The sequence below is a fragment of the Pelagerythrobacter marensis genome, from assembly GCF_001028625.1.
GTDB classification, from domain to species: Bacteria; Pseudomonadota; Alphaproteobacteria; order Sphingomonadales; family Sphingomonadaceae; genus Pelagerythrobacter; species Pelagerythrobacter marensis.
Genome location: NZ_CP011805.1, coordinates 1492502 through 1516970 on the forward strand (window position 1 = coordinate 1492502; position 24469 = coordinate 1516970).

The 24469-nt window shown below is 61.7% G+C and carries 25 protein-coding genes; 22 read left to right on the forward strand and 3 right to left on the reverse strand.

The genetic code is table 11. From position 1 onward, the window contains the following. Positions 1-308 precede the first annotated feature (308 nt). The 5 genes from AM2010_RS07210 (at position 309) to AM2010_RS07230 (ending at position 3132) form a co-directional block, all read left to right on the forward strand. Complete coding sequence (locus tag AM2010_RS07210) at positions 309-782, forward strand: DUF411 domain-containing protein (protein WP_047806498.1); 474 nt, start codon at positions 309-311, stop codon at positions 780-782. Then, positions 782-1561 (forward strand): glutaredoxin family protein, encoded by a 780-nt coding sequence (locus AM2010_RS07215; RefSeq protein ID WP_047806499.1) that lies wholly within the window; start codon positions 782-784, stop codon positions 1559-1561. The genes AM2010_RS07210 and AM2010_RS07215 overlap by 1 nt, the downstream gene beginning before the upstream one ends. 79 nt (positions 1562-1640) lie before the next feature. Next, positions 1641-2171, forward strand: coding sequence for a DUF305 domain-containing protein (locus AM2010_RS07220; RefSeq protein WP_047807784.1), 531 nt, complete (start codon positions 1641-1643; stop codon positions 2169-2171). Next, positions 2168-2653, forward strand: a complete 486-nt coding sequence (locus AM2010_RS07225) for a DUF6692 family protein (protein ID WP_047806500.1) — start codon at positions 2168-2170, stop codon at positions 2651-2653. Before AM2010_RS07220 ends, AM2010_RS07225 begins: the two co-directional genes overlap by 4 nt. Before the next feature lie 35 nt (positions 2654-2688). Further along, the gene (locus tag AM2010_RS07230) at positions 2689-3132 is read left to right on the forward strand and encodes a hypothetical protein (protein ID WP_047806501.1); all 444 of its coding nucleotides are present in this window, start codon (positions 2689-2691) and stop codon (positions 3130-3132) included. Between the two features lie 55 nt (positions 3133-3187). Here the strand turns inward: AM2010_RS07230 and AM2010_RS07235 are convergent, their stop codons facing one another. Then, on the reverse strand, positions 3188-3586 hold the full coding sequence (locus tag AM2010_RS07235; protein ID WP_047806502.1) for a MerR family transcriptional regulator: 399 nt from the start codon (positions 3584-3586) through the stop codon (positions 3188-3190). A gap of 67 nt (positions 3587-3653) precedes the next feature. Between AM2010_RS07235 and AM2010_RS07240 the strand changes: the two genes are divergently transcribed. The 8 genes from AM2010_RS07240 to AM2010_RS07275 all read left to right on the forward strand — a co-directional run bounded on the left by AM2010_RS07240 (position 3654) and on the right by AM2010_RS07275 (position 12865). Beyond that, a complete protein-coding gene (locus AM2010_RS07240) occupies positions 3654-4274 on the forward strand; it encodes a cation efflux transmembrane domain-containing protein (protein ID WP_047807785.1) in 621 nt (206 codons plus the stop codon). Beyond that, positions 4267-4650 carry a DUF3703 domain-containing protein gene (locus tag AM2010_RS14010; protein WP_082132827.1) on the forward strand — a complete coding sequence of 128 codons (384 nt, stop codon included), beginning with the start codon at positions 4267-4269 and terminating at the stop codon, positions 4648-4650. Before AM2010_RS07240 ends, AM2010_RS14010 begins: the two co-directional genes overlap by 8 nt. Positions 4651-5135: 485 nt before the next feature. Continuing rightward, positions 5136-6389 carry a TolC family protein gene (locus tag AM2010_RS07250; protein ID WP_047806503.1) on the forward strand — a complete coding sequence of 418 codons (1254 nt, stop codon included), beginning with the start codon at positions 5136-5138 and terminating at the stop codon, positions 6387-6389. Between the two features lie 11 nt (positions 6390-6400). Further along, a complete protein-coding gene (locus tag AM2010_RS07255; RefSeq protein ID WP_047806504.1) occupies positions 6401-7546 on the forward strand; it encodes an efflux RND transporter periplasmic adaptor subunit in 1146 nt (381 codons plus the stop codon). A 58-nt stretch (positions 7547-7604) separates the two neighbouring features. After that, positions 7605-10868 carry an efflux RND transporter permease subunit gene (locus tag AM2010_RS07260; protein ID WP_150115273.1) on the forward strand — a complete coding sequence of 1088 codons (3264 nt, stop codon included), beginning with the start codon at positions 7605-7607 and terminating at the stop codon, positions 10866-10868. Between the two features lie 22 nt (positions 10869-10890). Next, positions 10891-11262: a SpoIIAA family protein gene (locus AM2010_RS07265; protein WP_047806506.1), complete on the forward strand. Its 372-nt coding sequence runs from the start codon at positions 10891-10893 to the stop codon at positions 11260-11262. Continuing rightward, positions 11259-11897, forward strand: coding sequence for a cation diffusion facilitator family transporter (locus AM2010_RS07270; RefSeq protein ID WP_047806507.1), 639 nt, complete (start codon positions 11259-11261; stop codon positions 11895-11897). Before AM2010_RS07265 ends, AM2010_RS07270 begins: the two co-directional genes overlap by 4 nt. Beyond that, positions 11894-12865: a cation diffusion facilitator family transporter gene (locus AM2010_RS07275; protein WP_047806508.1), complete on the forward strand. Its 972-nt coding sequence runs from the start codon at positions 11894-11896 to the stop codon at positions 12863-12865. The genes AM2010_RS07270 and AM2010_RS07275 overlap by 4 nt, the downstream gene beginning before the upstream one ends. 51 nt (positions 12866-12916) lie before the next feature. Here AM2010_RS07275 and AM2010_RS07280 read toward each other — a convergent pair whose 3' ends face one another. Further along, entirely contained in the window at positions 12917-13192 is a 276-nt protein-coding gene (locus AM2010_RS07280) for an ArsR/SmtB family transcription factor (RefSeq protein WP_047806509.1), read from the reverse strand. Positions 13193-13331: 139 nt separating this feature from the next. On the opposite strand from AM2010_RS07280, the gene AM2010_RS07285 reads away from it, so the two are divergent. Genes AM2010_RS07285 through AM2010_RS07305 form a run of 5 tightly spaced genes read left to right on the forward strand, consistent with a single transcriptional unit; the run spans position 13332 to position 16817 of the window. Continuing rightward, the gene (locus tag AM2010_RS07285) at positions 13332-13712 is read left to right on the forward strand and encodes a hypothetical protein (protein ID WP_047806510.1); all 381 of its coding nucleotides are present in this window, start codon (positions 13332-13334) and stop codon (positions 13710-13712) included. Beyond that, the gene (locus AM2010_RS07290) at positions 13705-14577 is read left to right on the forward strand and encodes a 3'-5' exonuclease (RefSeq protein WP_236699436.1); all 873 of its coding nucleotides are present in this window, start codon (positions 13705-13707) and stop codon (positions 14575-14577) included. Before AM2010_RS07285 ends, AM2010_RS07290 begins: the two co-directional genes overlap by 8 nt. A 36-nt stretch (positions 14578-14613) precedes the next feature. Next, positions 14614-15372 (forward strand): hypothetical protein, encoded by a 759-nt coding sequence (locus tag AM2010_RS07295; protein WP_053043997.1) that lies wholly within the window; start codon positions 14614-14616, stop codon positions 15370-15372. After that, the gene (locus tag AM2010_RS07300; RefSeq protein ID WP_058350903.1) at positions 15372-16208 is read left to right on the forward strand and encodes a hypothetical protein; all 837 of its coding nucleotides are present in this window, start codon (positions 15372-15374) and stop codon (positions 16206-16208) included. Before AM2010_RS07295 ends, AM2010_RS07300 begins: the two co-directional genes overlap by 1 nt. A 15-nt stretch (positions 16209-16223) precedes the next feature. Next, on the forward strand, positions 16224-16817 hold the full coding sequence (locus AM2010_RS07305) for a hypothetical protein (RefSeq protein ID WP_047806513.1): 594 nt from the start codon (positions 16224-16226) through the stop codon (positions 16815-16817). Between the two features lie 17 nt (positions 16818-16834). Here AM2010_RS07305 and AM2010_RS07310 read toward each other — a convergent pair whose 3' ends face one another. Then, complete coding sequence (locus AM2010_RS07310; RefSeq protein ID WP_156178717.1) at positions 16835-17893, reverse strand: homoserine kinase; 1059 nt, start codon at positions 17891-17893, stop codon at positions 16835-16837. A gap of 403 nt (positions 17894-18296) precedes the next feature. Here AM2010_RS07310 and AM2010_RS13755 point away from each other — a divergent pair, with 403 nt between their 5' ends. Genes AM2010_RS13755 through AM2010_RS14015 form a run of 4 tightly spaced genes read left to right on the forward strand, consistent with a single transcriptional unit; the run spans position 18297 to position 24424 of the window. After that, complete coding sequence (locus AM2010_RS13755) at positions 18297-19148, forward strand: TnsA endonuclease N-terminal domain-containing protein (RefSeq protein ID WP_150115249.1); 852 nt, start codon at positions 18297-18299, stop codon at positions 19146-19148. Continuing rightward, entirely contained in the window at positions 19145-21316 is a 2172-nt protein-coding gene (locus AM2010_RS07320; RefSeq protein WP_047806515.1) for a Mu transposase C-terminal domain-containing protein, read from the forward strand. The genes AM2010_RS13755 and AM2010_RS07320 overlap by 4 nt, the downstream gene beginning before the upstream one ends. Continuing rightward, positions 21309-23048, forward strand: coding sequence for an ATP-binding protein (locus AM2010_RS07325; protein WP_047806516.1), 1740 nt, complete (start codon positions 21309-21311; stop codon positions 23046-23048). The genes AM2010_RS07320 and AM2010_RS07325 overlap by 8 nt, the downstream gene beginning before the upstream one ends. Next, a complete protein-coding gene (locus AM2010_RS14015) occupies positions 23045-24424 on the forward strand; it encodes a TnsD family Tn7-like transposition protein (protein WP_082132829.1) in 1380 nt (459 codons plus the stop codon). The genes AM2010_RS07325 and AM2010_RS14015 overlap by 4 nt, the downstream gene beginning before the upstream one ends. Positions 24425-24469 lie beyond the last annotated feature (45 nt).

Genomic DNA, 24469 nt, shown 5'->3' on the forward strand with positions numbered 1-24469 from the left:
ACGGACCAGACTGACCGCGCCGGAGCTACATCATCTACGAAGGATGCGGCAACGCGACCGTTGGATGTCGTGGACACTGCGGCTGATGGCGCCTCGCCTCCGGCTGCGTCGCAGACGGCCGCTGCGTCGACGCCGGATCCCGCACCCCGGACATCCGCCCGGAATTCGGAAGATCGTTCATCCACGGCACCGGAACCCGCGCCGAGACCGGCACCGCCAAGTCCCACTCCCACGACCCCGACACCCGATCCTCACGCCGGGCACGATATGTCCGACATGTCAGGACATGATATGGAAGGAATGCATCAATGAACCCTCGTTCGACCAGGACCGTCCGCCGCTCGCTCGCCTCCTTCGCGACCATCCTCGTCGCTGCGTGTGCCGGTGTCGCCCAGGCGGCGACCTTCACCATGTATCGAGATCCAAATTGCGGCTGCTGCCTCGAATGGGCCGATCATATAGAACAGGGCGAGAAGCACGAGGTGAACTCGGTCGACCATCTCGACATGGGCGCGGTCAAGACGCAGCATGGCGTTCCCGACGACCTGCGCTCCTGCCATACCATGATCGCCGATGGCTACGTGATCGAAGGCCATGTGCCCGCTGCCGACGTCGAGCGGTTGCTCGCGGAGCGCCCGGACGGTGTCACCGGCCTCGCCGTTGCGGGTATGCCGATGGGTTCTCCCGGAATGGAGCATGGCGATCATCGCCAGCCCTATCAGGTCATCGCCTTCGGGTCTGAAGGACGCAGTGTCTGGGCGAACTATCCGGGGAATATGTGATGAGTGATCGGAAACCCGTCAGCACGTCCGTCAAGACCGCCACCGTATACCGGATGGTGATGCCGGACCATGTGTGCCCCTACGGCATTAAGACGATTGATCTATTGAAGCGTGAAGGCTTCGAAATCGACGACCATCACCTTGAGACGCGCGAAGAAACCGACGCATTCAAGGCGAAGCACGGCGTGAAGACCACGCCACAGACCTTCATCGGTGGCGAAAGGATCGGCGGCTACGACGACCTGCGCGAGCATTTTGGTAAATCCGTCCAAAAGGAAGGCGAGACCGGCTACCAGCCGGTCATCGCGATATTCGGCGTGGCCTTCCTCCTCGGCCTCGCGATCAGCTGGTATGTGTTCGATACTATCTTCACGGTTCAGGCGATCGAGTGGTTCGTCAGCCTGTCGATGGCCCTGCTTGCGATCCAGAAGCTCCAGGACGTGCGCAGCTTCTCGACCATGTTCCTGAACTACGACCTGCTGGCGCGACGCTGGGTGCCCTACGGCTTCGTCTATCCGTTTGGCGAGGCGCTTGCTGGCATTTTGATGGTCGCGCATACGCTCCCCATCGTCTCGGTTCCGGTGTCGCTGTTCATTGGCACGGTCGGCGCGGTCAGCGTCTTCAAGGCGGTCTATATCGACAAGCGTGAATTGAAGTGCGCCTGCGTCGGCGGAAACAGCAACGTGCCCTTGGGCTTCGTCTCGCTGACCGAAAACCTGTTCATGATCGGCATGGGCCTGTGGATGGGGGCGAAGGCTCTCAACTGGATCGCGATCTAACTCTAGGGATAGCACGATGAAACATGCGCAAGATGAAAAGCAGCACGGTGGAGGCAGCAGTTACTGGCGTTTCATGGCGATGGTCTCGACCTCGACCGTCATCATGTTTTTCCTGATGTATGCCAACACCTACGATGCCGATCACATCTTCTGGAGCGAAACGCGCTTCTGGATGATGTTCGTGATGGGAGCGATGATGATGGTCGTCATGCTGCTCTTCATGTGGGGCATGTATAAGGACCGGACGAAGAACTTCATCATCCTGGGCGTCGCGGCGATCGTCTTCGCACTCGCTCTCTGGCTTGTGCGCAGTCAGACCACCGTGGACGACGAGGAATACATGGCGGCGATGATTCCGCATCACTCGATCGCGATCATGACCAGCGAGCGCGCCAGCATCAAGGATCCGCGAGTGCGCAAGCTCGCCCATGACATCATTCTCGCGCAGCGCCGCGAGATCGCGCAGATGAAGTATCTGATCACCGATATCGAGGAGAACGGCGTGCGGACCGAGGAGCGTCTGCCGGAAGGGATTGAATTGCCGGATTCTTCTACGGCGCAATCAACCCCCGCATCCGTCGGAACGCCTGACGAGGGAGTAGCGCAATGAAGGCGAACCTTTTCCTCATCGCCGGACTGACCGCGACTCTGGCCGCATGCAACCAGAACACAGCGATCGGCAACGACCGCGAAGCGCAGCTCGATCCTCCTGCCGAGGCATCTCCGATCGAACCCGCATCCAGTGCGTTGGATGGCGTTGCAACCGCCTTGGTCAAGCCCGAGACGATGACCAACGCCGACATCGCCGCCATAGGCGGCGCGCGGGGGCGCTGCGTGTTTCGCTTGACCGAGGTGGGCTTCCCCGCCTTCGTATACGAGCAGGACGGCACTGGCTTCATCAAGCTCAACGGGAAGCTGATCCCGGTCGAACCAGTTGGTCCAGACCGCTACACCAGCGGTGAACTGCTCGTGGTCTCGCGAATACTCGACGACGAAGGGAATGCGGGATTGCGAGCGCAGCAGCTGATCGTGGTTCCGCCCGGAGCGAAGGACGAGCTCGGCTTCACCGGTTACGTCGACTGCGACCGCTGATGCTCTGAATCGAACTTCGATCAAGGGCGCGCCGTATGGGAGCAAAACTCGACAGACCGGAGGCATGGCTTGCGATCCACGGCTTCCTTGTCGCCTTCGTCTGGGAGATGTTCCAGATGCCTTTTTTCGTATCGGCAGGATTGTCGGTCTGGCAGGTCACCATGCGCTGCGGTCTCGCTAGTTTCGGCGACGCCGGGATCATGGTGATCGCCTATCTCGGCACTTCTTGGATAAAGAAGGACATGACTTGGCTGCAACGTCCCGAACGATTGTCGCTCATTGCCTATCTCGCGATAGGGCTGGCTATCACTGTAGTCGTGGAGTTCGTGGCCGTCCGTGTGCCTTGGGGGTGGAGGTATTCCGATCTCATGCCCGAAATCTTTGGCATCGGCTTAATACCCTTGCTGATGTGGGTCGTGGTCCCCCTCACCTCACTTGCTCTGACGGCACGAAGCGCTTGCGCAGACCGAAATGGATAGGCAGCTGCGTTGCATCGGTAAGAGTCAGTCGAATGTTTTTGCACGCAAGTCGCTATCATCGCGATCGTCGATGTGACAGGCTTTCGACGATCCGGCAGTCCTTGATCCGATCCGCCTCACAGGACCGCAGTAGATCCTGAAGTTCCTCGTGCAAGGATGTAAGATCGGCGATCTTCAGCTCGACCTCTTGCATTTGTTGCCTGACAAGTTGATCTACGTCTTCGCACGGATTGTCCTCATGGTCCGAAAGCGCAAGCAACTGGCGGACCTGCGCCATGCTGAACCCCAGACCTCTGGCCCTGCGCACGAAAATCAGTGTCGACAGATGGCTATCGGAATAGTCGCGATAGTTGCTGTCGGTTCGGTCGGCGACGGGGAGGATGCCCTCGCGCTCGTAATAGCGGATCGTCTCCGCCTTTGTGCCGGTGGCTTTTGCAAGTTCTCCGATACGCATCGCTTGACCTTGTAGTTGCTACAAGGTGCATATGTTCTTGCGACTCGAACGTTGCAAGGAGAGTGGCATGGCGAAGTCCTGCTGCCAGACACCGGAGCCTGACTCTGCCGCGCACAACGATCCGCGCTGGCGCCGCGTCCTGTGGATCGCACTCATCGCTAATGCAGCCATGTTCGTGGTGGAGATAGTAGCCGGTGTCGCTGCTGATTCCCGTTCGCTCCAAGCCGATGCGCTCGACTTCTTCGGGGATGCCGCGAACTACGCGATCAGTCTTGGCGTCGCAGGTCTGGCACTCTCATGGCGCGCCAAGGCCGCTCTTGTGAAGGCCGCGACCATGCTCGCTTTCGGCGTGTGGGTAATTGGCTACGCGATCTACGGCCTCGTCGCTGGTTCGGACCCGGAGCCCCAGACAATGGGAGTGGTCGGCACGTTGGCTCTGGCGACTAACGTGATCGTCGCCCTCATGCTCTTCCGGTTCCGAGAAGGCGACGCGAACATGCGATCGGTATGGATCTGCTCTCGCAACGACGCGATCGGAAACGTTGCGGTTCTTGGCGCCGCCCTCGGCGTGTTTGGAACGGGCGACGCGTGGCCCGACCTGCTCGTCGCCTCGATCATGGCCGGACTAGCCCTGTGGGGCAGTGCGGAGGTGTTCGGCCAGGCACGCCAGGAGCTGTCCCATGGATAGCAATACCATTCCCAGCAGGGATGCATTTCTCGCAGAAGAATACCGACGCGCAGCCGAGGCTTCGGACAAGCAGAATTTCGAGGAAGCCTGGCACCATCTCGAACGGGCCCACGTAGTTGCTCAGGACCGCTTGGGACCGCACTGCGTCTCGCATTGGCGTATGCTGGAGCTTGCGTGGAGAACGCGTGATTGGCGCGAACTTCTAGGTCAGATATTCCGACTTTCCCTTGCCCCCATAGGCAACATCACCGGGAGACTTCCAATAGGAAACAGTGGTCGTTCGAATGTAAGCGCATTCGCTCGGATGGAAATAGAACCGGAGATCAGTCGGGTGCTTGGTCAATCGCCAGCTCAAGATGTTCGTGGCTTGAAGTAGATCGATGATTTTGTTATGAAATCACATTCCGTCTGGCGAGATAGTTCTTTCGCAGCCAAGCCGCCAATGCTACCGGACACGCCATGACCCGGCTCTTCGCCCGCTCCCTCTTGCTTCAGCTGATCACGCTATGCACTGCATTCGGTGTCCTGTGGGCTCCGGTGGCGGAAGCGGCCGAATGCGCGGGAGAGCCCTCGGTAGCATCCCAACTCGAGCAGCACGACGAGCCCGGCGATGATGACCGTGGCCCGGAGAAGCACGGCGCATGTGCGCATGGCCATTGCCATCATGCTTCGCAGGCCGTCGGACGGTCGTCTGACGCCGTCACCTTGGGCTCGGTGATGAGCGGCCTACGCGCTGGCGACCAGCCCTCGTTCGCGTCCAATCTGACCGAACTGGCAACGCCCCCTCCTCGCGGCTGACGTTCGCCGCGCGTCGGACCTGTTTTCCGACGCTAACTGAACGTCACCAAAGGATACCCATCAATGTTCGCCATATCGTGGCGAGCAGCCCCCGTCTGGGGGCTGATACTCGCCCTGTCCACGGGACCTGCCAGCGCGCAGGACCCGCGTGTCGTCACGCTCGACGACGCCCTCGAACTCAGCGGGGTCGCCGCTGAGGCCGATACCGCCACCACCAACCCTCGCCTCGTGGGTCCCCGCGCGGAATCCGAGGCGGCAGCGGCGCTTGTCGATCAGGCTCGCCTCCGGCCTAATCCCGAAGTGTCCTTCGAGGTCGAGAACCTCGCTGGCAGCGGGGCTTTTTCCGGCCTTCAGGCGACCGAGTATACACTCTCTGTAGGACAGCGTCTCGAACTAGGCGGCAAACGCTCCGCCCGTGTCAGTGCGGCTGAAGCCCAGGCGGGAATCGCATCCCTCAGGGCCGATCTGACCACGGTCGAACTCGGCCAACTGGTGCGCGAGCGATACCTCACGGCTGTTGCCGCAGCTGCCAGGGTCGAACTTGCGCAGGATGTGGTCGCGCGCAATGAAGAACTGGCGCGTATAGCTGGCGTCCTTGTGGAAGTCGGCCGCGAGCCGCCTCTGCGCGCGCTGAGAGCGGATGCAGCCCTCGCCGAAGCGCGCGCACATCTGGTCGAGGCCGAGGCGGAGAGCCTGTCAGCTCGAACTGCGCTCGCCGCTCTATGGGCGGGCGGTGAAGCGCCCTTCGTTCCAGCTGAATTTCCGAATGTTCTCCCGCCCGCCTCACTTATGGCCGATGCGACGGAAAGTCTGACCTACAGGGTCGCGCGTGCCGAAAGCACGGCTGCTGCGGCGGAAATTGAGCGGCAGCGAACTCTGCGTATTCCGGATCCGACAGTCTCCGCGGGCGTGCGGCGCTTCGGAGAAAGCGGCGATAACGCCTTCCTCGTCGGTGTTTCGATCCCGCTTCCCTTTCGGGATCGCAACCAGGGCAACGTTGCGGCTGCCGAGGCTCGGTTGCGGGCAGCGAACGCTCGCGAAGCCGTAGCCCTCGCGGACTACGAGCAGGCGGTCGCCAGCGCCCGCGCAAGGTATCTTGGTGCCGAAGCGCGCGTCGAGACCCTGTCGCGGACATCGCTCCCGCAGGCGGAGGAGGCGCTACGCCTCGTGAGCATCGGATATCGCAACGGACGTTTCCCCCTGATCGAAGTTCTCGCTGCCGCCGAGGCGCGCCACACGATCCGCGAGGCGCTCATCGCCGCCCGCGAACAGAGGGGCCTGGCCGCAGCCGAACTGATCGGGCTGGCCGCACAATGAAAGATACATCCATGATACGCAGAAATCTGGCGATCCTCGTCGGTATCGTAATCGCGATCGGCGCGCTGACGCTGATCTTCTGGCCGACCGCCAAAGACGACGACCATACGGAGGAGGAAGCGGAGGCGGAGACACCCGAGGGGGTGGTCACACTGAGCGAGGAGCAGATCAGCGAGGCCGCGATACAGCTGACCGCCGTGCGGTCTGGCGCCGCTGTCGAGCTCGTCTTCCCGGCGACCGTCGCTGCAAGCCCCACCGCTTCCGCGCGGATCGACGCCCGTGCTTCTGGCGTCGTTCGCTCGGTGGGCAAGACGCTCGGCGACTATGTGTCGCGCGGGGAAACCGTCGCCCGCATCGAAAGCGCGGACGCTGCGGCTCTCGCCTCGCAGCTCAGTGCCGCGCGTGCGCGGGTGGGCGAGCTGTCGGCCGCCTACGAACGCGAACGGCGGTTGTTCGACGCAAACGTCACCGCCCGCCAGGACCTGGAAGCCGCGCAGGCCAATCTCAGCGTAGCGCGTTCGGAACTGCAACGGGCGCAGGCGGCAGTAGCAGCAGCCGGTGTCAGCGGTGATGGGCGATCGCTGGCAGTCACCTCTCCTCTGGCCGGCAGAATCACCGCGGCACCCATTGTGCTCGGAGCCTTCGTGAACGCCGGCGAGGAGCTTTACAGCGTGGTCGATCCGAACGGGCTTCAGATCGAGGTGGCGCTCCCTTCCGCTGAAGCCTCCCGCATCCAGCCTGGTGACGAGGCCGTGCTGGTCGTCGGCGATGGCCGCGAAATTGGCGCCCGGGTGCGTTCGGTCACGCCTTCTCTCGATCCGGAAAGCCGCAGTGCCACTGCGGTCCTGTCGTTGTCGCGCGGTATTCCTGGCCTTCAGCCGGGCGCGTTTCTCCAGGCGCGGATCAGACCTTCGGGTGAGATCGACCGCGACCGCATCGCGGTGCCGGAGGACGCTATCCAGGTGGTGGAGGGGCGCGATGTCGTTTTTGTCCGGACGAAGACCGGGTTCCAGGCCCGCGAGGTCCAAGTCGGAACTCGGTCTGCGGGCATGGTGACAATTCTCTCCGGCCTCCAGGAGGGATGGCGGATCGCTGTCGCCAACGCCTTCCTGCTCAAGGCCGAACTCGGGAAGGAGGGCGCCGAACATGGTCACTGAGACACGGCCCACGCCCGAGGTGGGAAACCACACCGGTTCGGCCAGCCATCGCCACGGTTTGATCAGGGCCATTCTCGACATCGCCGTGCGGTTCCGCTGGGCGGTCATCGTCCTCACCGTCTTCGCCGCGATCTACGGCGCCATGAACCTTTTGCGCCTGCCGATCGATGCGGTGCCGGACATCACCAACACGCAGGTGCAGATCAACACCAGCGCGCCCGCGCTCTCCCCGTCGCAGGTGGAGACTCAGGTGACATTTCCCATCGAGACCGGGCTTGCCGGGATCGAGGGGCTCGAGATGACCCGCTCGATCTCGCGAAACGGCTTCAGCCAGGTCACCGCGATCTTCGAAGAAGGCACCGACATTTACTTCGCACGGCAACAAGTGAACGAACGGCTAGCCCCGATCGGTGCCTCCCTGCCGGAAGGAGCGGAGCCCACGATGGGACCGATCTCGACGGGCCTGGGCGAGGTGCTCATGTATACGATCGAATACGAGTATCCGGGAGGTCGCGATGCGCCCAAGGGTGGTCGAACAGGCTGGCAGTCGGACGGGAGCTTCATCACAGAACGCGGTGATCGCCTCGACACCGAGGTCGCCAAGGCAGCCTATCTTCGCACGGTGCAGGACTGGGTCGTTGCTCCGCTTATGCGCTCCATCGACGGGGTAGCGGGCGTGGACTCGATCGGCGGCTATGAGAAGCAGTTTCTCGTCCAGCCCGATCCTGCTCGTCTCACCGGCTACGGTCTGTCGTTCGACTCCCTGATCAAGGCCTTGGAAGCGGCGAATCTCGCCGAAGGCGCCAACTTTGTCGATCGTGCCGGAGAGGCTCTGCTCGTCCGCGTCGATGCGCGGCTTGGGGGCACACAGGACATCGAACAGGCGGTGGTCGCGACCCGCGAGGGCGTTCCGATCCGGATCGGGGATGTCGCTTCGGTGCGAATCGGGGGTGACCTCAGAACCGGTGCTGCCTCGCTTAATGGCGAGGAGGCCGTCGTCGGCACGGTCCTCATGCGCAGCGGCGAGAACAGCCGCACCGTGGCTGCCGCCTCGGCTGAGCGACTGGACGAAGTCCGCGCTTCGCTCCCTTCCGGAGTGGTCGCCGAGATCGTCTACAATCGGTCGTCGCTCGTCGATGCGACCATCGCCACGGTCGAGAAGAACCTCGTAGAGGGCGCGCTTCTGGTGATCGCAGTCCTGTTCCTGATGCTCGGCAATATCCGGGCAGCGATCATCGCCGCATTGGTCATTCCGATATCCATGCTGATGGCGGCCGTGGGAATGAACAGGCTTGGTGTTTCGGGCAATTTGATGAGCCTGGGGGCACTGGATTTCGGCCTCATCGTCGATGGCGCAGTCATCATCGTCGAGAACAGCGTCGCGCGGCTCGCCGCCAGGCAGCACCGCGAAGGCAGATTGCTCAGCCTCGGCGAACGGCTGACGGAGACACGGCTGGCTGCGCAGGAGATGATCAAGCCGACCGTCTACGGTCAGGCGATCATCCTGCTAGTCTATGCGCCGCTGCTCACCTTCACGGGTGTCGAGGGCAAGACGTTCTCGCCCATGGCCATCACGGTCATGCTGGCACTCGCCTCCGCCTTCGTGCTGTCCCTGACCTTCGTTCCAGCGATGATCGCGGTGCTCCTCAATCGCAAGCTGACCGAGAAGGAGGTGAAGCCCGTTCGGATGGCGAAGGAACGCTATGGCCCGGCATTGCGTCGCGCCATCGCTCGTCCCTGGCCGGTGATCGGAGCGGGCGCCGGGCTATTCGCCGTAGCGGCCTTCGTGTTCACCTTCCTCGGCAGCGAGTTCACACCACAGCTGGATGAACGCGACATCGCGGTTCAGTCGCTGCGGATACCGTCGACCTCGCTCGAACGATCACTCGCCATGCAGAGACAGGTAGAGGACAGGCTCGAGACCTTCCCGCAAGTCGAGTTGGTTTTCTCGCGCACCGGCACGGCCGAGGTCGCGAGCGATCCGATGCCACCGAACGCGTCCGACGCCTACGTGATCCTGAAACCGCGCGAAGAGTGGCCCGATCCCGACCTGTCGAAGGACGAACTCGTCGCACAGATGGAGGAGTCGCTCAGCGGTCTGGTGGGCAACCTCTACGAGTTCAGCCAACCCATCGAACTGCGCTTCAACGAGCTGATCGCGGGTGTTCGCGGCGACGTGGCGGTCAAGCTCTACGGAGACGACCTTACCGCGCTGACCCGTTCAGCCGGAGAAGTGGCCGAGGTGCTGCGCGGCGTCGAGGGTGCTGCCGACGTCAAGGTCCAGCAGGTCACTGGCTTTCCGACGCTCGACATCGCCTTCGATCGCCCGACGATCGCCCGCTACGGTCTGACCGTGGAGGAGGTCGCCCAATCCGTGGCCATCGCGCTGGGTGGTCGCCCGGCGGGACTGGTATTCGAGGGGGACCGCCGTTTCGATGTCGTCGTGCGGCTCGAGGATGCGACCCGGGACGATTTCGATCAGCTCGGCGCTCTGCCCATAGTCCTCGAGAGCGGGGTCACGGTCCCGCTTCGCACGCTGGCGGATTTCCAGGTGGTAGATGGTCTCGCCGAGGTTCGCCGGGAGCAGGGTCGCCGACTGGTGATCGTGTCGGCGAACGTGCGCGAACGCGACCTCGGATCATTCGTCGAGGAGGCCCGGGCAGGCGTCTCCGAAAGCGTCGAACTGCCGGCCGCATCCTTCATCGAATGGGGCGGGCAATACCAGAACCTCCAGGCTGCGCAGGCGAGGCTCGCCCTCGTCGTTCCGGTCTGCTTCGCGCTGGTATTGCTGCTCCTGTTCATGGCGCTCGGCGGGTGGGTTCCGGCTCTCGCGGTCTTCAGCGCGATCCCGATGGCACTGGCAGGCGGGGTCTTCGCGCTTGCCTTACGGGGAATGCCGTTCTCGGTGTCCGCCGCAGTGGGCTTCATCGCCCTATCGGGCGTCGCGGTATTGAACGGGCTCGTGATGATGACCGCGATACGCCAGCGGCTCGACGAGGGACTGCCTCTCGATGAGGCGATCTGCGATGGTGCACTGGCGAGGTTGCGACCGGTGTTGATGACGGCGCTGGTCGCCTCGCTCGGCTTCGTGCCGATGGCCCTGGCGACCGGAACTGGCGCGGAGGTCCAGCGTCCGCTGGCCACTGTCGTGATCGGTGGATTGATCACCGCGACTGCGCTCACGCTCTTCGTCCTGCCAGCGATCGCGCGGCTCGTGCTCAATCGATCGGACGATGAGCGTAGCTGGCGCGAGAAGTGGTGGGATCGCCTGCGTCTAAACGTGACCAGCGACGAGCAGCGCGAGCTGATGGACATCGCATGACCAATTTAGAAAGGAGAATACCATGCTGGCAATTAAGGAAGAGAAAGGTCTGCTCTGGATACGCGCCTCGGGGAAATTGGAGGACGAGGACTACAACCGCTTCGTCCCTCAATTCGAGGAAATCGCCGAACGGGAGCCCGGCACCGTGGCGATGGTGATCGAACTCGCGCCGGATTTCTCCGGATGGGATCTCGGTGGCTTTTGGCGCGACCTCAAGTTCGACGTCCGGCACAAGGACAGCTTCGGTCGCATTGCCATCGTCGGCGATAACCAATGGGAAGAATGGGGCACCGAGGTTTTCGATCCGCTCTTCCGTGCTGAAATGGAATTTTTCCACCCTACCGAACGCCAAGCTGCCGAAGTCTGGGCGCGATCCGATGAGAGCATGTCATGAGCGGCAACCACGATATCGATATCGGCTCGGTTGAGAAACGCCGAACACTTTGGATCGTCCTCTGGCTGAATGTCGCCATCGCGATAGGTTTTTTCGTCGTGGGCTACTTCGCGGATTCGAACGCGTTGCTGGCCAACGGTCTCGACAATTCTTCCGATGCGATCGTCTATGCCCTGAGCCTTCTCGCGTTGACCCGTTCGCGTGTCTGGCAGCGGGGCGCCGCACGCTTCTCCGGCATCATGCTCCTGATCTTCGCCGCGGGGGTCATCGCCGATGCGGTCCGCCGTTACCTGGAAGGCTCGGAGCCAGGTGGATTTATGATGCTCGCGATGGCGGCGGTCGCAGCCGTGGTGAATCTGATCTGCCTGCGGATGCTCCAGCGGACAGAGGACAAGGACGTCAGCATGCGCGCAGCGACGACCTTCAGCTTCAACGATTTCATTGCCAATGGCGGGATCATCATCGCGGGCATCGTCGTGATGCTCACCGGCGCTAATTGGCCCGACCTGGTGGTAGGCGTCGCTGTGGCATGCATTGCCCTTTATGGCGGCATCCAGATCCTACGCGATGCTCACATGGACATCCATGACGAGGAAGGGACCCAGCACGAGAGAGGCTATCAGTTTAGGCGATGAGCGACGATCACGATCATGGCGGCGGACACGTTGGTCACGGGCATGCCGACCATAGCCACGGCGAGGAGAACCTGAGCGATCGCCAACTAATTTTCGCTGTGGCGATCAACGTGCTCCTGACGGTGGCGCAGATTGTCGGCGGTATCGTTTCGGGTTCGCTCGCCCTTATCGCCGACGCGCTGCACAATTTCAGCGATGCGGCGTCGCTGGGTCTCGCCTGGTTCGCTCGCCGTATTGGACGGCGTCCTGCCGACAAACTGATGACCTTCGGCTACGCACAGGGAGAGGTCGTCGCTGCCCTCATCAACCTGACGACGCTGCTTATCATCGGGTTCTATCTACTCGTTGAGGCGATCAACCGCTTCGCCGATCCGCAACCCATCGAAGGATGGACGGTGATCGCCGTAGCGGGCGTGGCATTGGTGATCGATCTGGTGACCGCTTTCATCACCCACCGCGGCGCCAAGGACAGCATCAACATGAAGGCGGCGTTCCTGCACAATGTGTCCGATGCCATGGCCTCTGTCGGTGTGATCGTCGCAGGGGTCCTGATCCTGCTATACGATCTCTACGTGGCCGATCTGGTCATCACCGTCATCATCGCCGCCTATGTGATCTGGCAGGGGCTTTCGTTAATGCCGCGCACGGTTCGCCTGCTTATGGGTGCCGTGCCAGATGACGTCGAGCTGCAAGAAATCATGGACGAACTCGAGGCGATCGATGGGGTCGAGAGCATCCACCATCTGCATGTCTGGAACCTGGGAGAGCACCGCCGCGCCCTCGAAGTGCATATCATGCCGTCCCATTCGTCTCTCGAACGTTTCGAAGACCTGAAGAGAACGGTGCGGCTGCGCGTCTCCTCCCGGTTCGGTATCGAACACACGACGCTGGAAGCTTGTCTCGCGACGGACTGCGATGAGGGACTGATAGCCCAAGCCGGGCATTCCGGACGCGTATCCGAGGATTGAACTCGCACGTGAAAAGCACGGGCGGCCGGAACCTATCTGTTCGATGCGGTATTACTTGGCGGCTTCGGAGAGAAAGGTCGCTAGCCTCTGCACGGCTCCTCGCTCTGCCCTGTAGGTGACTGAGCGCCCTTCTTTCGTCGAAGAGACGAGCCCCGCGTTCCGCAACACCGACAGGTGCACAGAGGTGTTGTTGGGCATCGTGTCGGTCTGCTCGGCAACCTCGCTGGACGTGATGCCGTTCGCCGCTCGCGCTATGGCCAGGAATATCTCCAGCCGGGTCGGTTGAGCCAAGGCACTGAGCTTCGTCACGGCATCCATCTTTTCCATTCTCCTGCAGATAGCGCCAGCCGTCCCTACCGACAAGTTAATTCAATACTTCATTACCTATTGAAGTATTTTGTGTTCATGCTATGTCCCGTGTCACGAGGCGCTGGTAGGTCCGGCGCGGAACGTGAGGAGCGGTGCCATGGAAGATGCCGCGGAATTTGAGTTCGAACCCCTTCTGTCGGGAGCGCCCGCCGACTGGGCGCTCGACCCCCTCGATGACAGAAGCGGTGGCATGCTGGCGATAAGACGGGTCTCGCTCGTTCGCGTCGCTTGCGTGGCAGCCGAGACGGGAGCTCGGATGCAGCGCGATGGCCTTGCGGGTGATCCGATGGACTGGATGGTCGAACGATCGCCCTTGTTCGGCGGGCTCGCGCCGATCGAGGCGTGCCTCGAGCGCGGCGCCTTTCTGAAAGCCGTCACCCTGCACGGTCTCGGTCTCGAAGCTGACGCGGCTGAGATGATTTATGGTCGCTTCGGCTTCCTCGACGCTCGAGATGACGTGGAGAGCGACAATGACTGATACCGGTCGTTCCAATGTTCGCGAACTGCGCCGCATCGAACTTTCCGTCGGTGAAACCGGCCTCGGCGATCCCGACGGCCCGCTTCGCGTCGCTCTGGTGGTGGATGTCGAGACGACGGGCCTGTCACCGCAGGAAGACAAGATCATCGAACTGGCGATGCGGCGGTTCACGTATGATCCCGAAGGACATATCGTCGAGATCGGTAAATCCTGGTGCTGGCGCGAGGATCCGGGTGTCGCCCTCCCCGAAGACATCGTGCGCATCACCGGCATCACCGATCAGGATCTCATCGGCCGTCGCATCGATGAACGCGTGGCCACGGACATACTCTCGTCAGCCGACGTGGTCATCGCCCATAACGCCGCGTTCGACCGCCCCATGGTGGAGAACCGGCTTTCCGCCCTGCCGGCGAAGCAATGGGCCTGTTCATGCGTCGAGATCGACTGGGCGGGCGCCGGCTTTGAGGGTCGCTCGCTTGGCTGGCTCTGTGCCCAGGCCGGTTGGTTCTACGATGCACACCGCGCGCAGGGCGATGTCGATGCGGTGATCCAGCTGCTGCGTCACGAGGGCACCGACGGGCGATCGTTGCTCTACGAGCTCGATGACGCTTCGTCATGCGACAGCTTCCTCATCGAAGCGGTTGGCTCGCCCTTCTCGACCAAGGATGTGCTGCGGATGCGCGGCTATCGCTGGAACCCGACGAGGCAGGTTTGGTGGCGTGAGGTCATGGACGATCGGCTCGTCGCCGAGCAGGCATGGCTGGCCAGCGAGGTCTACGCGAGCGGAAAGGGAGCCCGGGCCCTCGGACCGCGTCTCACCCGTCGCGATGCCTACAGCCGCTTCCGCCTGGATGATGGCGTCTGACCCATGCGCTCAAGAGCCAGCACAGGAGAAACGAAAATGGCAAAGAAGCCGATCCGACGAAAGGCAGCGGACAAGCAGGTCGCAAATGCGGCGCTGCCGGACGGCCTCGTGAACGTTGCACCGGTGCCCTACCCGGTGGCCGATACCAGCATCACCGCGCTACAGGTGTATCACAATCCCGATCGCAAGCCATCTGGTGATGGACCCTGGAACAACGAGGCCGATAAGGTCTCCTGGATCGACGAGACGACCGGTCTCGGCTGCATCATGCTCCGTCAGAGGAACGGGACGATCTCGGGCTTCGTGGGGGTTGGCCCCGAGCATCCGCTCTTCGGCTTCGAGGCGGACGCGGTGCCGGTCGGCATTTCCAACACGGTCCACGGCGGCGTGACCTACAGCAAGGCATGCGAGGTCAACCGGTTCGAACGGCAAGCCCACGGCAGGCCGCGTCAGGAGCGCTACACGGTATGCCACACGAGTTGGGTCAGGACGGTTCAGGACTATCGCACGGTGCAGACCACGGAGGACCAGTTCCACGAAGATCTGTGGTGGCTGGGCTTCGACACCGACCATGCGGGCGACCTCGTTCCGGGCGGTCGATATGGCGAAGGTCGCAAGGGTGACGTCTATCGCGATCAATCCTTCGTATACGCGAACTGCATCGAATTGGCGCGAAAGCTGAAATCGCTGGTCGCCGACCATCAGGCAGAGGTCGCGACCGACAGTCCGGATGGGGAAGCGGCCGCCGGTAAGCCGCTCGGCCTTCCGCCCCCCACCGGGCACGGAGGCGAATGATGGTAGGTTCGTTTCACCCTTTCGGAGCCGACAAGGTGCGTTACGGCGACGATCGGCATCCCGATCTTCCGTGGGGATACTGGTTCGTTTCGACGTCGGACATTCCCGGACAACCGCCGCTGGTGGACGAGAAGGGCTGTGAATGGGAATCGGTCCGTGAAGCCTTCTGGGTCGATCGCCTCGGCCTGCCCTCGATCCATTCGGGTTGGATGAACGGTATCATGGAGTTCATGGCGAGCTATCTCGCGATCCTCGATGGCCGGTTCGTGGCGCCGGAGGAGAGATACAGGGACATTTTCCTCGGTGATGGTCACCTCGATCAGTTCTTCAGAGCCTACCTGCTCGCTGCTGGACTGGTGAACGACACGGACGGACGGCCGACGCCTGAGGGGCGCGCCGTGTTGCTGATGCTCATTGCCACGCGGACGCGCGAGGATGCCGAGGAAAAGGTCGGTCTCGACTGGATCGTGGCGAACCGCACAGTCGCGGATCAAGCCGCCCGCCGGGAAGCTGCGGAGCAGGTGGAGCGGCGCGAGTGCGTCGCTGAACGCATGGCGCATCGCTTTGCGACCGACACGATCGGCGGGGATCCGGCCGTGAAACTGATTGGATTGCGGATCACCCGCGAGATCCCGGTGCGCAGCACCCTATGGACGATGACCTGGCCCGATGGTGATCGATTTGCGCGGGACCGGTTCTATCTCTGGCTTCTGGAGCGCATTGATCGCTGGGATTCCTGGAGCGAACTGGTGACGCGTGATGGTGCACGCGCGTTGACCGAGCATTTCATGAAACTCGGGTTCTGCGATCGCTTCGCCGTTGGCAAGCAGGCCTGATCGGTCCGTGCCATCATGAAGCAGTTCGAATGCCTTTCTGACCCGGTCGACGCGACCTTCGATGGTTGTTCACCGATGAACACGGCTGGCGAGATCGTGGTCAATGGCAGAAGAATAGCGATCGATGGAGGGGCGCTTGACGCTGAAACAGTCGCCATGCTGGTCGGACACAGGTCTGACAGCGTGGTGATATCTCTTCGTTTCGGTCTCGCGAGGCATTTCGATCCTGTCGATCCGATCAATTTCGAACGCAAGACACCGATGGTCTTCCGCACTTTTCCCGATGGAGCCCTCTTCTCATTACTGGTGTCGAACACGCGATGGGACTGGGGTTCCCCCACCATCAGTGTCGAAGAGGTTCGCGCTATCGCTGGACTCGATCGACAGAGCGTTCTCGTCTTGGGCGATCTTGAGCAGCGCCTAGCTGATGATGCGATGATTGATCTGGCGGCGCTTGCTGCCCCGATGCTGAATGTCCGCCCAGGAATCTCGCAAGGCCGGCAGCACGGTGGAGGCGAAGCCGGACCATTGCACTTATTGGAAAGCGACCGGACGGCAGCGGCGCGGATTGGCACGCCGGCCAACGCTCGGGAAAGTCGGGTGAACTGATGCCAGCCGTGCGCGCCCTAGCATCCTGTGTCGATCGGCACGGTGGATTGGCCCTTCAGGCGTTCCGAGTTGAACCGATCGATGGCGTCGTTCAAGACCAGCCGCGCTTCCTCGAGGGTCACCAGCGCGTGGACCGCTGGATCGAAGCGGTCCTTGGCAGCGCTGCGGCTGTGACTCTTGCGCGAGAGCAGTCGGAGGTCAGTGAGCTTCGTTCCGACAATGCGCCTAATCGGTCCTCCGAAATGGAGGCGCGTGCCCCATCGCACCTTCGCGGTGAGACCGCGTTGTCCGATCTTTTCGACGAGTGCCCGCCAGCCTTCGCCATTGGTGGCGGAGAAGAGGAGCCTGGGCTTAATTGCCGTTCCACCGGACTGGCTGCTTCGCCTTCCGGCATCGTCCAGGGCTGCCACGACGAGAGCCGGATCGGGGGCGCGTTCGGATATGCACGCTCCGGCGATGGATGCGCTGAAGAGGTCGAGTGCGAGGGTTATGGTGGCGCGTCGCGGCGCCTTACGATGGTCGAGGAACAGGTCGATCGCGGAATGGTCAATGACCAGCACCTCGCCATAAGTGGTGGCGGTGTCTGCGGTTTCCTGCGCGTGGCGCCCGGTATTGAGGCTGATCGTTCCCTTCTCTACGCTTGCGAACCCGCCGCGGCTGTCGACATGATCCCTGATGGTGCTCGATGCGGGCATGGCAGGTCCAGCGTCTGGCCATCGGGAAACGACTTCGCCGGAAATCCCGACCGTGCCACGCACGCCATCTGCCACTGCCTCTTCGATCAGGCTGTGCAGGGTCCGTTCGGTTTCGGGATCGAGCCGCGGCTGACCAAGATAGGTCGAGCGCGCGTAGGGGACGAGCGCCCAGATGTCGGGGCCTGCGGGACCTTCCCACTTGGGAAGCAGCTTGTAGAGCGAACTCAGGGACATGCCTGCTTTGTCGGCCGCGATTTGCGCGCGATCCATGTTCTCCGGCCCTTCCCGGTATTCGAGCAGAGCCTCGTGCCGTCGCAGAGCGCGTTGGCGCCGTCCGGCAGGAAGCTTCAGCCAACGGGGATCTCTTGCGATGTCATCCATGTTGGTCATTCCGCCGCAGCTTATCATGCGATCGCGAATGTCACGCAAGACCGGATGGCTTACTGTCACCGACCTCCGTCTCGCAATTATAGATCCAAGTCCCGGCATACCGATTTTCCTTGTAAACACTATCCATCCCGTGCATCCGACCGTTGTAAGAACCATCCATTCGGGAGAGTTTTCGTGCGATTCGCAGTGGGATATCGAGAGGTTGGGAACCGGCTGCCGCCTGCCGCTGTTTGCATCGCTCGGTGTCTTCCGATCGGTCGCGCGCACGCTCACGGCATGCATCCCCCGTATGCGTTCGAGCGCACAGGCGTCAGATCGAAGTCACCAGCCGACACTGGGTGGGCGCGCCATAGCGGTCGAGCGGCAACGCGGCTGAGCGCTGCGGAGATGCAGCGTGCGTAATCCGAAACGCAGTCCCTATGCCTTCTTCGAGGATCGTCGCCTGCGATGGATCAAGGAAGGTCGCGGGCAGGGATCGGGCGCGGAATACCGACCCTGGCTCGAGGTCAGGAACGTCAAGTCATCCGGCCGCAAGAGTCGTATGCGCGGCATACTGCACGATCGGGTTATGCACCTTATGTCAGACCTGGAGCGCAACGCCGTTCTCTATTTCGAGCGCCAGCCGCAGGTCACTGACATTCGTGAACAGTTCCCGCTGGATCGGGACATCACTCGCAGGATCGCGCACGCGATGGGCGTCTCACATCCTAGGGATCCGTGGACGGGCGAGGATATCGTCATGACCTCTGATGTCGTGGTCGATTTCCGTATCGCGAGCGGCAAGACGATCTCCCGGGTCTTCTCCGTCAAACAGTCCGAAGACCTCCTCAAGCACCGCACGGTCGTGAAGCAGGAGATTGAGCGGAGATACTGGACCCGGTTCGGCCACACATGGAAGCCGCTACTGGACTGCACCTTGCGGCGGACGCAGTATTTCAATGCGCTGATGTGGGCGCGGGAATGGTTCTACCTGCCCATCGACTCCGGCGCGCCTCTGGCCGTTTGGACGCGGCGCTGTGAGCTTGTCGAGGCAGCGCTCGTTTCCGGCGAGCATGCGACATTGCGCGGCCTCGTCGCTTGTCTCGAGCAAGAGGGCGGTTTCGGATCGGGCGACGTTCTCTCGACGCTCCGCCACCTCATCGCCCGGCAGCGGATCGCCTACGATTTCAATCTCGGCGAACCATCTCTCGACATGGTGTCGAGCGCGTTCTCAGCGTGTGCTCTCAATGTGGGACTGGCGGCATGATGTTGCGACCCGAAGACATGTTCGGTCCGGCTGTTGATCCTTATGATCCGCTCATTAACGGCTCTGGGATGGACCGAGAGATCGTCGTGTGGGTGGACGAGGATCGCGATGTCGTGGCCCTCATGTCTGCCCGGAACGTTGGGTGGCCTCGGCTCGAACGGCTGAGCGCGGTCGTCGCGCGGATCGAGCGCGACGGAATGATCCTTGAGCCCGCTGAGCGGCTTTCTCCATCCTGGCTGACCCGCAAGGTCGGCGATGAGGAACGCAAGAAGCGCGATGCGAGAATGGAAGTCATTCGACCGCTGATCGACGCCAGCCCAGCGATCTTCGATCCACTGGAGAGGGGCAGGTTGATCGCGGGGGCGATGCGGCGGACCGGTCGGGCACGGAACAGCATCAAGAAATGGCTTCTGCGCTATTATGCCAATGGTCGGTGCGCCAACGCACTACTCGATCGCTATGAAGGATGCGGTCATCGGCGCCCCGGAACCACGGGAGAGGATTGGAGAAAGCTGGGTCGACCCTCGCAAGGGTTGGAAGGATTCCCCGAGAACGTCACACCGGCACTGGCGAGAGAGTTCGCGGCGGCGACTGATCGCGAAGTGAAGTTTGTCGGCGAGGCTTTCAGGATTTCGGGCGCATACGACCGCTGGAAGAACGAGTCCTGTCACGTGCAGGTCGAGGTCGATGGCGTCCGGACGACCCGCCTCCATGAAAGATACGACACGAAAGCCCCCGCCACCTACGCCCAGTTCCTCTACTGGTATCGGAACGATGGCAGGCACGAGAAGACCAGTCGCAAGGTGCTCGGAACGCCGATCTACGAGAAGGACAATCGCGCCATTCGCAGCACGTCCACCAACGAGACGTGGGGTCCGGGAGCGCGGTTCCAGATCGACGCGACGGTTGTGAACTTCGGCGTGACTTCGAGAACCAACAAGAATGTCCTGCTGGGACGTCCTTATCTTTATTTCGTGCGGGACGTCTGGTCGCGCATGATCGTCGGCTACTATCTGGGATTGCAGGCGCCATCGCAGATCACTGCCGCTCTGGCACTTCTGAATGCCTTCACGCCGAAGGACGCGGTGCTGAAGGCGTTCGGCTTCGATCCCGAAGTGGACCGCTGGCCGTCGGAGCATGTCTGTGCTTCCCTGTTGCATGATGGCGGAGAGCTCACGGGGCACTGGGGAGATTGGCTGGTAGGCAGGTTGGCGATCACGTTCGAGCAGACCAGCGGCGAGCGTGGTGACCTCAAGGGTGCGGTCGAGTCACTCTTTCAGTGGGCGGATGTCGAGTGGTCGCGCACCACGAAAGGTCGGATCTCTCCCCCACGATACAGGTCGAAGGCCAAGCGCAACGCGGACCTCGCAGCGGTGGCGGCCGGGCAGCTTGATTCGATATGGGAGTTCGAGCGCAAGGTCATCCAGTTCATTCTGGACTTCAACAATGATCATGTTCTGACGGGATATGATGCTGACCCCGACATGCTGGCGGCTGGCGTCGCACGGGTTCCCGCTGATATGTTCGAATGGGGCATAGCAAATCGCGGGGCTCCGAAGAGATGGGATCCGGAACAGGTGCAGTTCCATATGATGCCCCGCGAACGGGCTCGGGTATATCCCGATGGCATCCATTTCGAGGGAAGGGTATTCACCACGCGGGAACTCGAGCCGTTGCAGGCCGAAGCCAACCGTTCGGGAAGAACGCTGCCAGTTGAGATCTCCTATGATCTGAGCGGACAGCGTGTCCTCTGGCACACCGATGTTCCATCGGGATTCATCACCTGCGAACTGGCGGACCGCGACCGAGCATTCCGTGGGCTTCGTTTCGAGGACGGTAAAGCGCTCGAGGAAGCACGAAGACAAGCGGAACATGTCCGGCGCGTCGAGGAAGATCGTAAACGGGCCCATAAGGCACACGAGTCGAGGCGCGAACGTGAAGCGCGCTCTTCAGTGCCGGCGACCGATACTCGGACGGTCGCCCAGATAAGGGCCGACAATGCCGCAGCCAGACGCTCTGAGCGACAGGCTGAGCGCGAAACCGCATTCTGCGATCATGCGTCCAGAGCGCGCGATGCTCGATCCGAGGGGGCGACCATCCACCAACTCTCCGTTTCTCCTCGACCGAGCTATTCGGTCCCAGACCTAGATGAGATCGACGATGCCTGACGATGATCCTGACTTGCTGACCCTGCCGGAATATGCGGAGAATGCCTTCATCAACCGGCTTCCACCGATACGCAGTCTCGCGGAGATCCAGCGCAGCTTCGATTGCCCGCCGATCCATACCGAGCTGGACAGGCGCCGGGGTTCCGAAGCGAGGATGCACGCCTGTCTCAGATTGCTGCATTATTCGCAGCCGACCGTCCAGTCGCGGGACGTGGGCTTGAAGATCGACATGATCATGCGTCAGGGATACGTGGGGCGCAATCCGGGCAGTTCGGATTGGTTGCGGTTCGCCCATGCCTGTGCGGTGGAAGAAGAACGCGAAGCGAAGAAGCATAAGGAAAAGGTCGGTCGACGCGAACCATCGAGCGATGGCGTGCTGGAGCAGTTGTCGCCCACTAGGGACACCTCCATGTCGTTCATGATGGTCGGACCGCCGGGAACCGGGAAGACGCATTCTTGCACAACGAGCCTGTCCTATTATCCGCAGGTCATCTTTCATACCGAACCGGTCCAGGTCGCGCAGATTACCTGGCTCCGTATCGAGTGCCCCCCGGACGGTTCGTTGGTTTCACTCTGCCGGTTCTTCTTCGCGGCGGTCGACAAGGCTCTTCGGCACGCCGGCTTCGAATCCGATCTTCACAAACGTTATCGGACCAAGCCCCTTGCGGTTCTCCTCACCGGAATGGCCCGCGTCGCCAACCTCCATGCGATCGGACTTCTGGTCATTGACGAGGTTCAACATGTTGGCGTGAACCGCAAGGACGGCAATGCCCTGCTCAACTTCCTCGTTACGCTGCGCAACTCGATCGGGATTTCGATGCTCATGATCGGGACGATGACGGCGCTTCCGATAGTCCAGCGCACTTTCCGCGATGCGCGTCGCGGGGACGGTTTCGGTTCGGTCGTATTCGAACGCATGCCGGGTGCTGACTCAAGTCCGCCTCCGGGATCTGCTATTGCGGTCGCGGACGATGAGCATGGTGCGCCTGCTCCGATCTATGGTCCTGCGTTCGAAGGCTTCGTGAAGCGCATGTGGCGATGGCAGTATACGAACACCCACACCGAACTCTCGGTCGGGGTTCTTAACGCTCTCTACAGCGAGACGCAGGGCGTCACTGATCTCGTCGTAAAGCTCTTCATCCTCTGTCAGATGCGCTTGATGATGATCACATCGGCCCGGCCGGACACCCAGGAGATTATCACGGCTAAACTCATACATGAGGTCGCCGCGAGCAGCTTCAACACCGTCAAGCCGTTCATCGACGCGCTTCGCAACAACGATTCCAAGGCGTTGGCGAAGTTCGAGGACCTGATGGGCTCGGGCGACTGGTTCATGAAGCAGGTCCAAGGACTGGGTTTTGCCGAGCAGGAGCCTCTTCACGACGTGGATCACGGTGCCATGCATCTTCCGCCTATGGTAACTAAGGATGGCATCGATGTGACGGTAGTGGATCAGCTCCTCGAAGGGTTGGGCATCGCCGTGAAGGAGCGCGAGATGATCGTGGCGCGGCATCGCCGGTTGATCGAGAATGGGGATCTGGCGGGCCTGGTATCAGCCGTGCAGAAGGACCGGTCGGCCTTGTCGGCGACAGATCGGTTGCGCAAAGGCAAGCTGAAGGAGAAACCGCCCTCTGATAAGGACGATCTCAGGGCGCGACTCAAGGACGTCGAAGAAGCCTCCGCAATAGCCGGTGCGATTAGCGCGGTGTCCTTGGAGGAATCATTGGAATGAGGGGGCTTGCCTTCTTCCCACCCTTATTGCCGGGAGAACTTCTCTACAGCGCCCTTGCCCGTCACGGCGTCCTCAACGGTCTGACGAGTCCGAAGGGACTGATGAAGGAGTTGTATGGCCGGGCGAACATGATTGCGACCAGCGATCTGCCGAACAATCTGTCGACCTTGTTGGGAAGGCTGCCGGCCCTGCAAAACGCAGCGCGCGATCTGATGGAAGTTCACACGCTCTACGGTTACTACACCGCGTTCCAACCGCTGGAACCGCGGAAGATGGCTCTCGAGGCAATGCTTCGGGGCGAAGGAAGTGTTCACTTCCTGCTCGGGGCCTCGGTGTTCCGCACCGGCCGTCCGGTCTGTCTGCAGTTCTGTCCGGATTGCGCCATTCAACAGGAACACGATCACGGGTTTCGCTATTGGCGCGTCAACCATCAGCTGCCAGGAGTGCTCGTGTGCGACCGTCATGATCGTCGGCTTCGGCGCAGCGCGGTCAAGCTGCAGGCTAGGAACCGGCATGCCTACATTGCCGCGTCTCGGCACGTCTGCCCGGACGATAGCGAACCGGTGACGGAGAGATTGCGAGGACGCAGCAGGGCACTCGCGACCGAACTCGCTCGCAAATGTGCTGATCTGACTGCGCGGGAGCGGCCAGCATCCAGCTTCCACGAACTGCGGGATGGATACCGCGAGCGTCTTCGTGACCTTGGCCTGGTTCGGGGACGCCATAAGGTCCGCCAGAGAGAATTGCATTTGCTTTTCGTGGACCATTTCGCTGAACTCTTGGATCGCATGCCTGGCACGAGACCTGTCGCGCGGTGCGAGACATGGCTGAACTCGATCGTGCGATCTGCTGGCGGAGCGCATTCTCCCCTTCATCACATCTTGTTGGAGGCCTTTCTCGACGCAATGGAAGAGCTGCCGGACAAGCGTAGGGCCGCACGGATTGACGCCATTCGGTCGCATGCGGACGAAGCATCAGAACCGGAGACCAGCGGCAGCGATATGGATTGGCATGCCATTGATCGGGAGTATTCGATCGCGCTGCGCAAGCGCGCCTATCGCATGGAACGACTCTCGCCTCCGGTCCGGGTGACCGCCGCGTCGTTGGAGAAGCAACTAAACGGGAGAGACTGGCTGGCGAAGCGGATTGAGAAGCTGCCGATATCCGCGCTTGCCATGAGCGAGATCGTGGAAAGCGTGGACGAGTTTCGTGCACGCCGGATGAGATGGCATATTCGGAACTGTCTCGACCGCGCGGAAGACGATCCTTGGATCGTGATGAGAGGCGCTGGCCTTCCCCCTCGATACATCACGCGCGTCAGGAAAGAGTTCGTTGTCCAAGCTCGACCGCGTCCGCGACTAGCCCGGGCGATCTGACACTCCACCGCCGAACTTACTCGACCTTTTCTGTGTGAAGGCAGC

What these genes read in the sequence shown, in the direction of transcription:
- AM2010_RS07210 (WP_047806498.1), top strand. Translation starts at nt 309, where the DNA reads ATGAACCCTCGTTCGACCAGGACCGTCCGCCGCTCGCTCGCCTCCTTC.
- AM2010_RS07215 (WP_047806499.1), top strand. Translation starts at nt 782, where the DNA reads ATGAGTGATCGGAAACCCGTCAGCACGTCCGTCAAGACCGCCACCGTA.
- AM2010_RS07220 (WP_047807784.1), top strand. Translation starts at nt 1,641, where the DNA reads ATGGTCTCGACCTCGACCGTCATCATGTTTTTCCTGATGTATGCCAAC.
- AM2010_RS07225 (WP_047806500.1), top strand. Translation starts at nt 2,168, where the DNA reads ATGAAGGCGAACCTTTTCCTCATCGCCGGACTGACCGCGACTCTGGCC.
- AM2010_RS07230 (WP_047806501.1), top strand. Translation starts at nt 2,689, where the DNA reads ATGGGAGCAAAACTCGACAGACCGGAGGCATGGCTTGCGATCCACGGC.
- AM2010_RS07235 (WP_047806502.1), bottom strand. Translation starts at nt 3,586, where the DNA reads ATGCGTATCGGAGAACTTGCAAAAGCCACCGGCACAAAGGCGGAGACG.
- AM2010_RS07240 (WP_047807785.1), top strand. Translation starts at nt 3,654, where the DNA reads ATGGCGAAGTCCTGCTGCCAGACACCGGAGCCTGACTCTGCCGCGCAC.
- AM2010_RS14010 (WP_082132827.1), top strand. Translation starts at nt 4,267, where the DNA reads ATGGATAGCAATACCATTCCCAGCAGGGATGCATTTCTCGCAGAAGAA.
- AM2010_RS07250 (WP_047806503.1), top strand. Translation starts at nt 5,136, where the DNA reads ATGTTCGCCATATCGTGGCGAGCAGCCCCCGTCTGGGGGCTGATACTC.
- AM2010_RS07255 (WP_047806504.1), top strand. Translation starts at nt 6,401, where the DNA reads ATGATACGCAGAAATCTGGCGATCCTCGTCGGTATCGTAATCGCGATC.
- AM2010_RS07265 (WP_047806506.1), top strand. Translation starts at nt 10,891, where the DNA reads ATGCTGGCAATTAAGGAAGAGAAAGGTCTGCTCTGGATACGCGCCTCG.
- AM2010_RS07270 (WP_047806507.1), top strand. Translation starts at nt 11,259, where the DNA reads ATGAGCGGCAACCACGATATCGATATCGGCTCGGTTGAGAAACGCCGA.
- AM2010_RS07275 (WP_047806508.1), top strand. Translation starts at nt 11,894, where the DNA reads ATGAGCGACGATCACGATCATGGCGGCGGACACGTTGGTCACGGGCAT.
- AM2010_RS07280 (WP_047806509.1), bottom strand. Translation starts at nt 13,192, where the DNA reads ATGGAAAAGATGGATGCCGTGACGAAGCTCAGTGCCTTGGCTCAACCG.
- AM2010_RS07285 (WP_047806510.1), top strand. Translation starts at nt 13,332, where the DNA reads ATGGAAGATGCCGCGGAATTTGAGTTCGAACCCCTTCTGTCGGGAGCG.
- AM2010_RS07290 (WP_236699436.1), top strand. Translation starts at nt 13,705, where the DNA reads ATGACTGATACCGGTCGTTCCAATGTTCGCGAACTGCGCCGCATCGAA.
- AM2010_RS07295 (WP_053043997.1), top strand. Translation starts at nt 14,614, where the DNA reads ATGGCAAAGAAGCCGATCCGACGAAAGGCAGCGGACAAGCAGGTCGCA.
- AM2010_RS07300 (WP_058350903.1), top strand. Translation starts at nt 15,372, where the DNA reads ATGGTAGGTTCGTTTCACCCTTTCGGAGCCGACAAGGTGCGTTACGGC.
- AM2010_RS07305 (WP_047806513.1), top strand. Translation starts at nt 16,224, where the DNA reads ATGAAGCAGTTCGAATGCCTTTCTGACCCGGTCGACGCGACCTTCGAT.
- AM2010_RS07310 (WP_156178717.1), bottom strand. Translation starts at nt 17,893, where the DNA reads ATGGATGACATCGCAAGAGATCCCCGTTGGCTGAAGCTTCCTGCCGGA.
- AM2010_RS07320 (WP_047806515.1), top strand. Translation starts at nt 19,145, where the DNA reads ATGATGTTGCGACCCGAAGACATGTTCGGTCCGGCTGTTGATCCTTAT.
- AM2010_RS07325 (WP_047806516.1), top strand. Translation starts at nt 21,309, where the DNA reads ATGCCTGACGATGATCCTGACTTGCTGACCCTGCCGGAATATGCGGAG.
- AM2010_RS14015 (WP_082132829.1), top strand. Translation starts at nt 23,045, where the DNA reads ATGAGGGGGCTTGCCTTCTTCCCACCCTTATTGCCGGGAGAACTTCTC.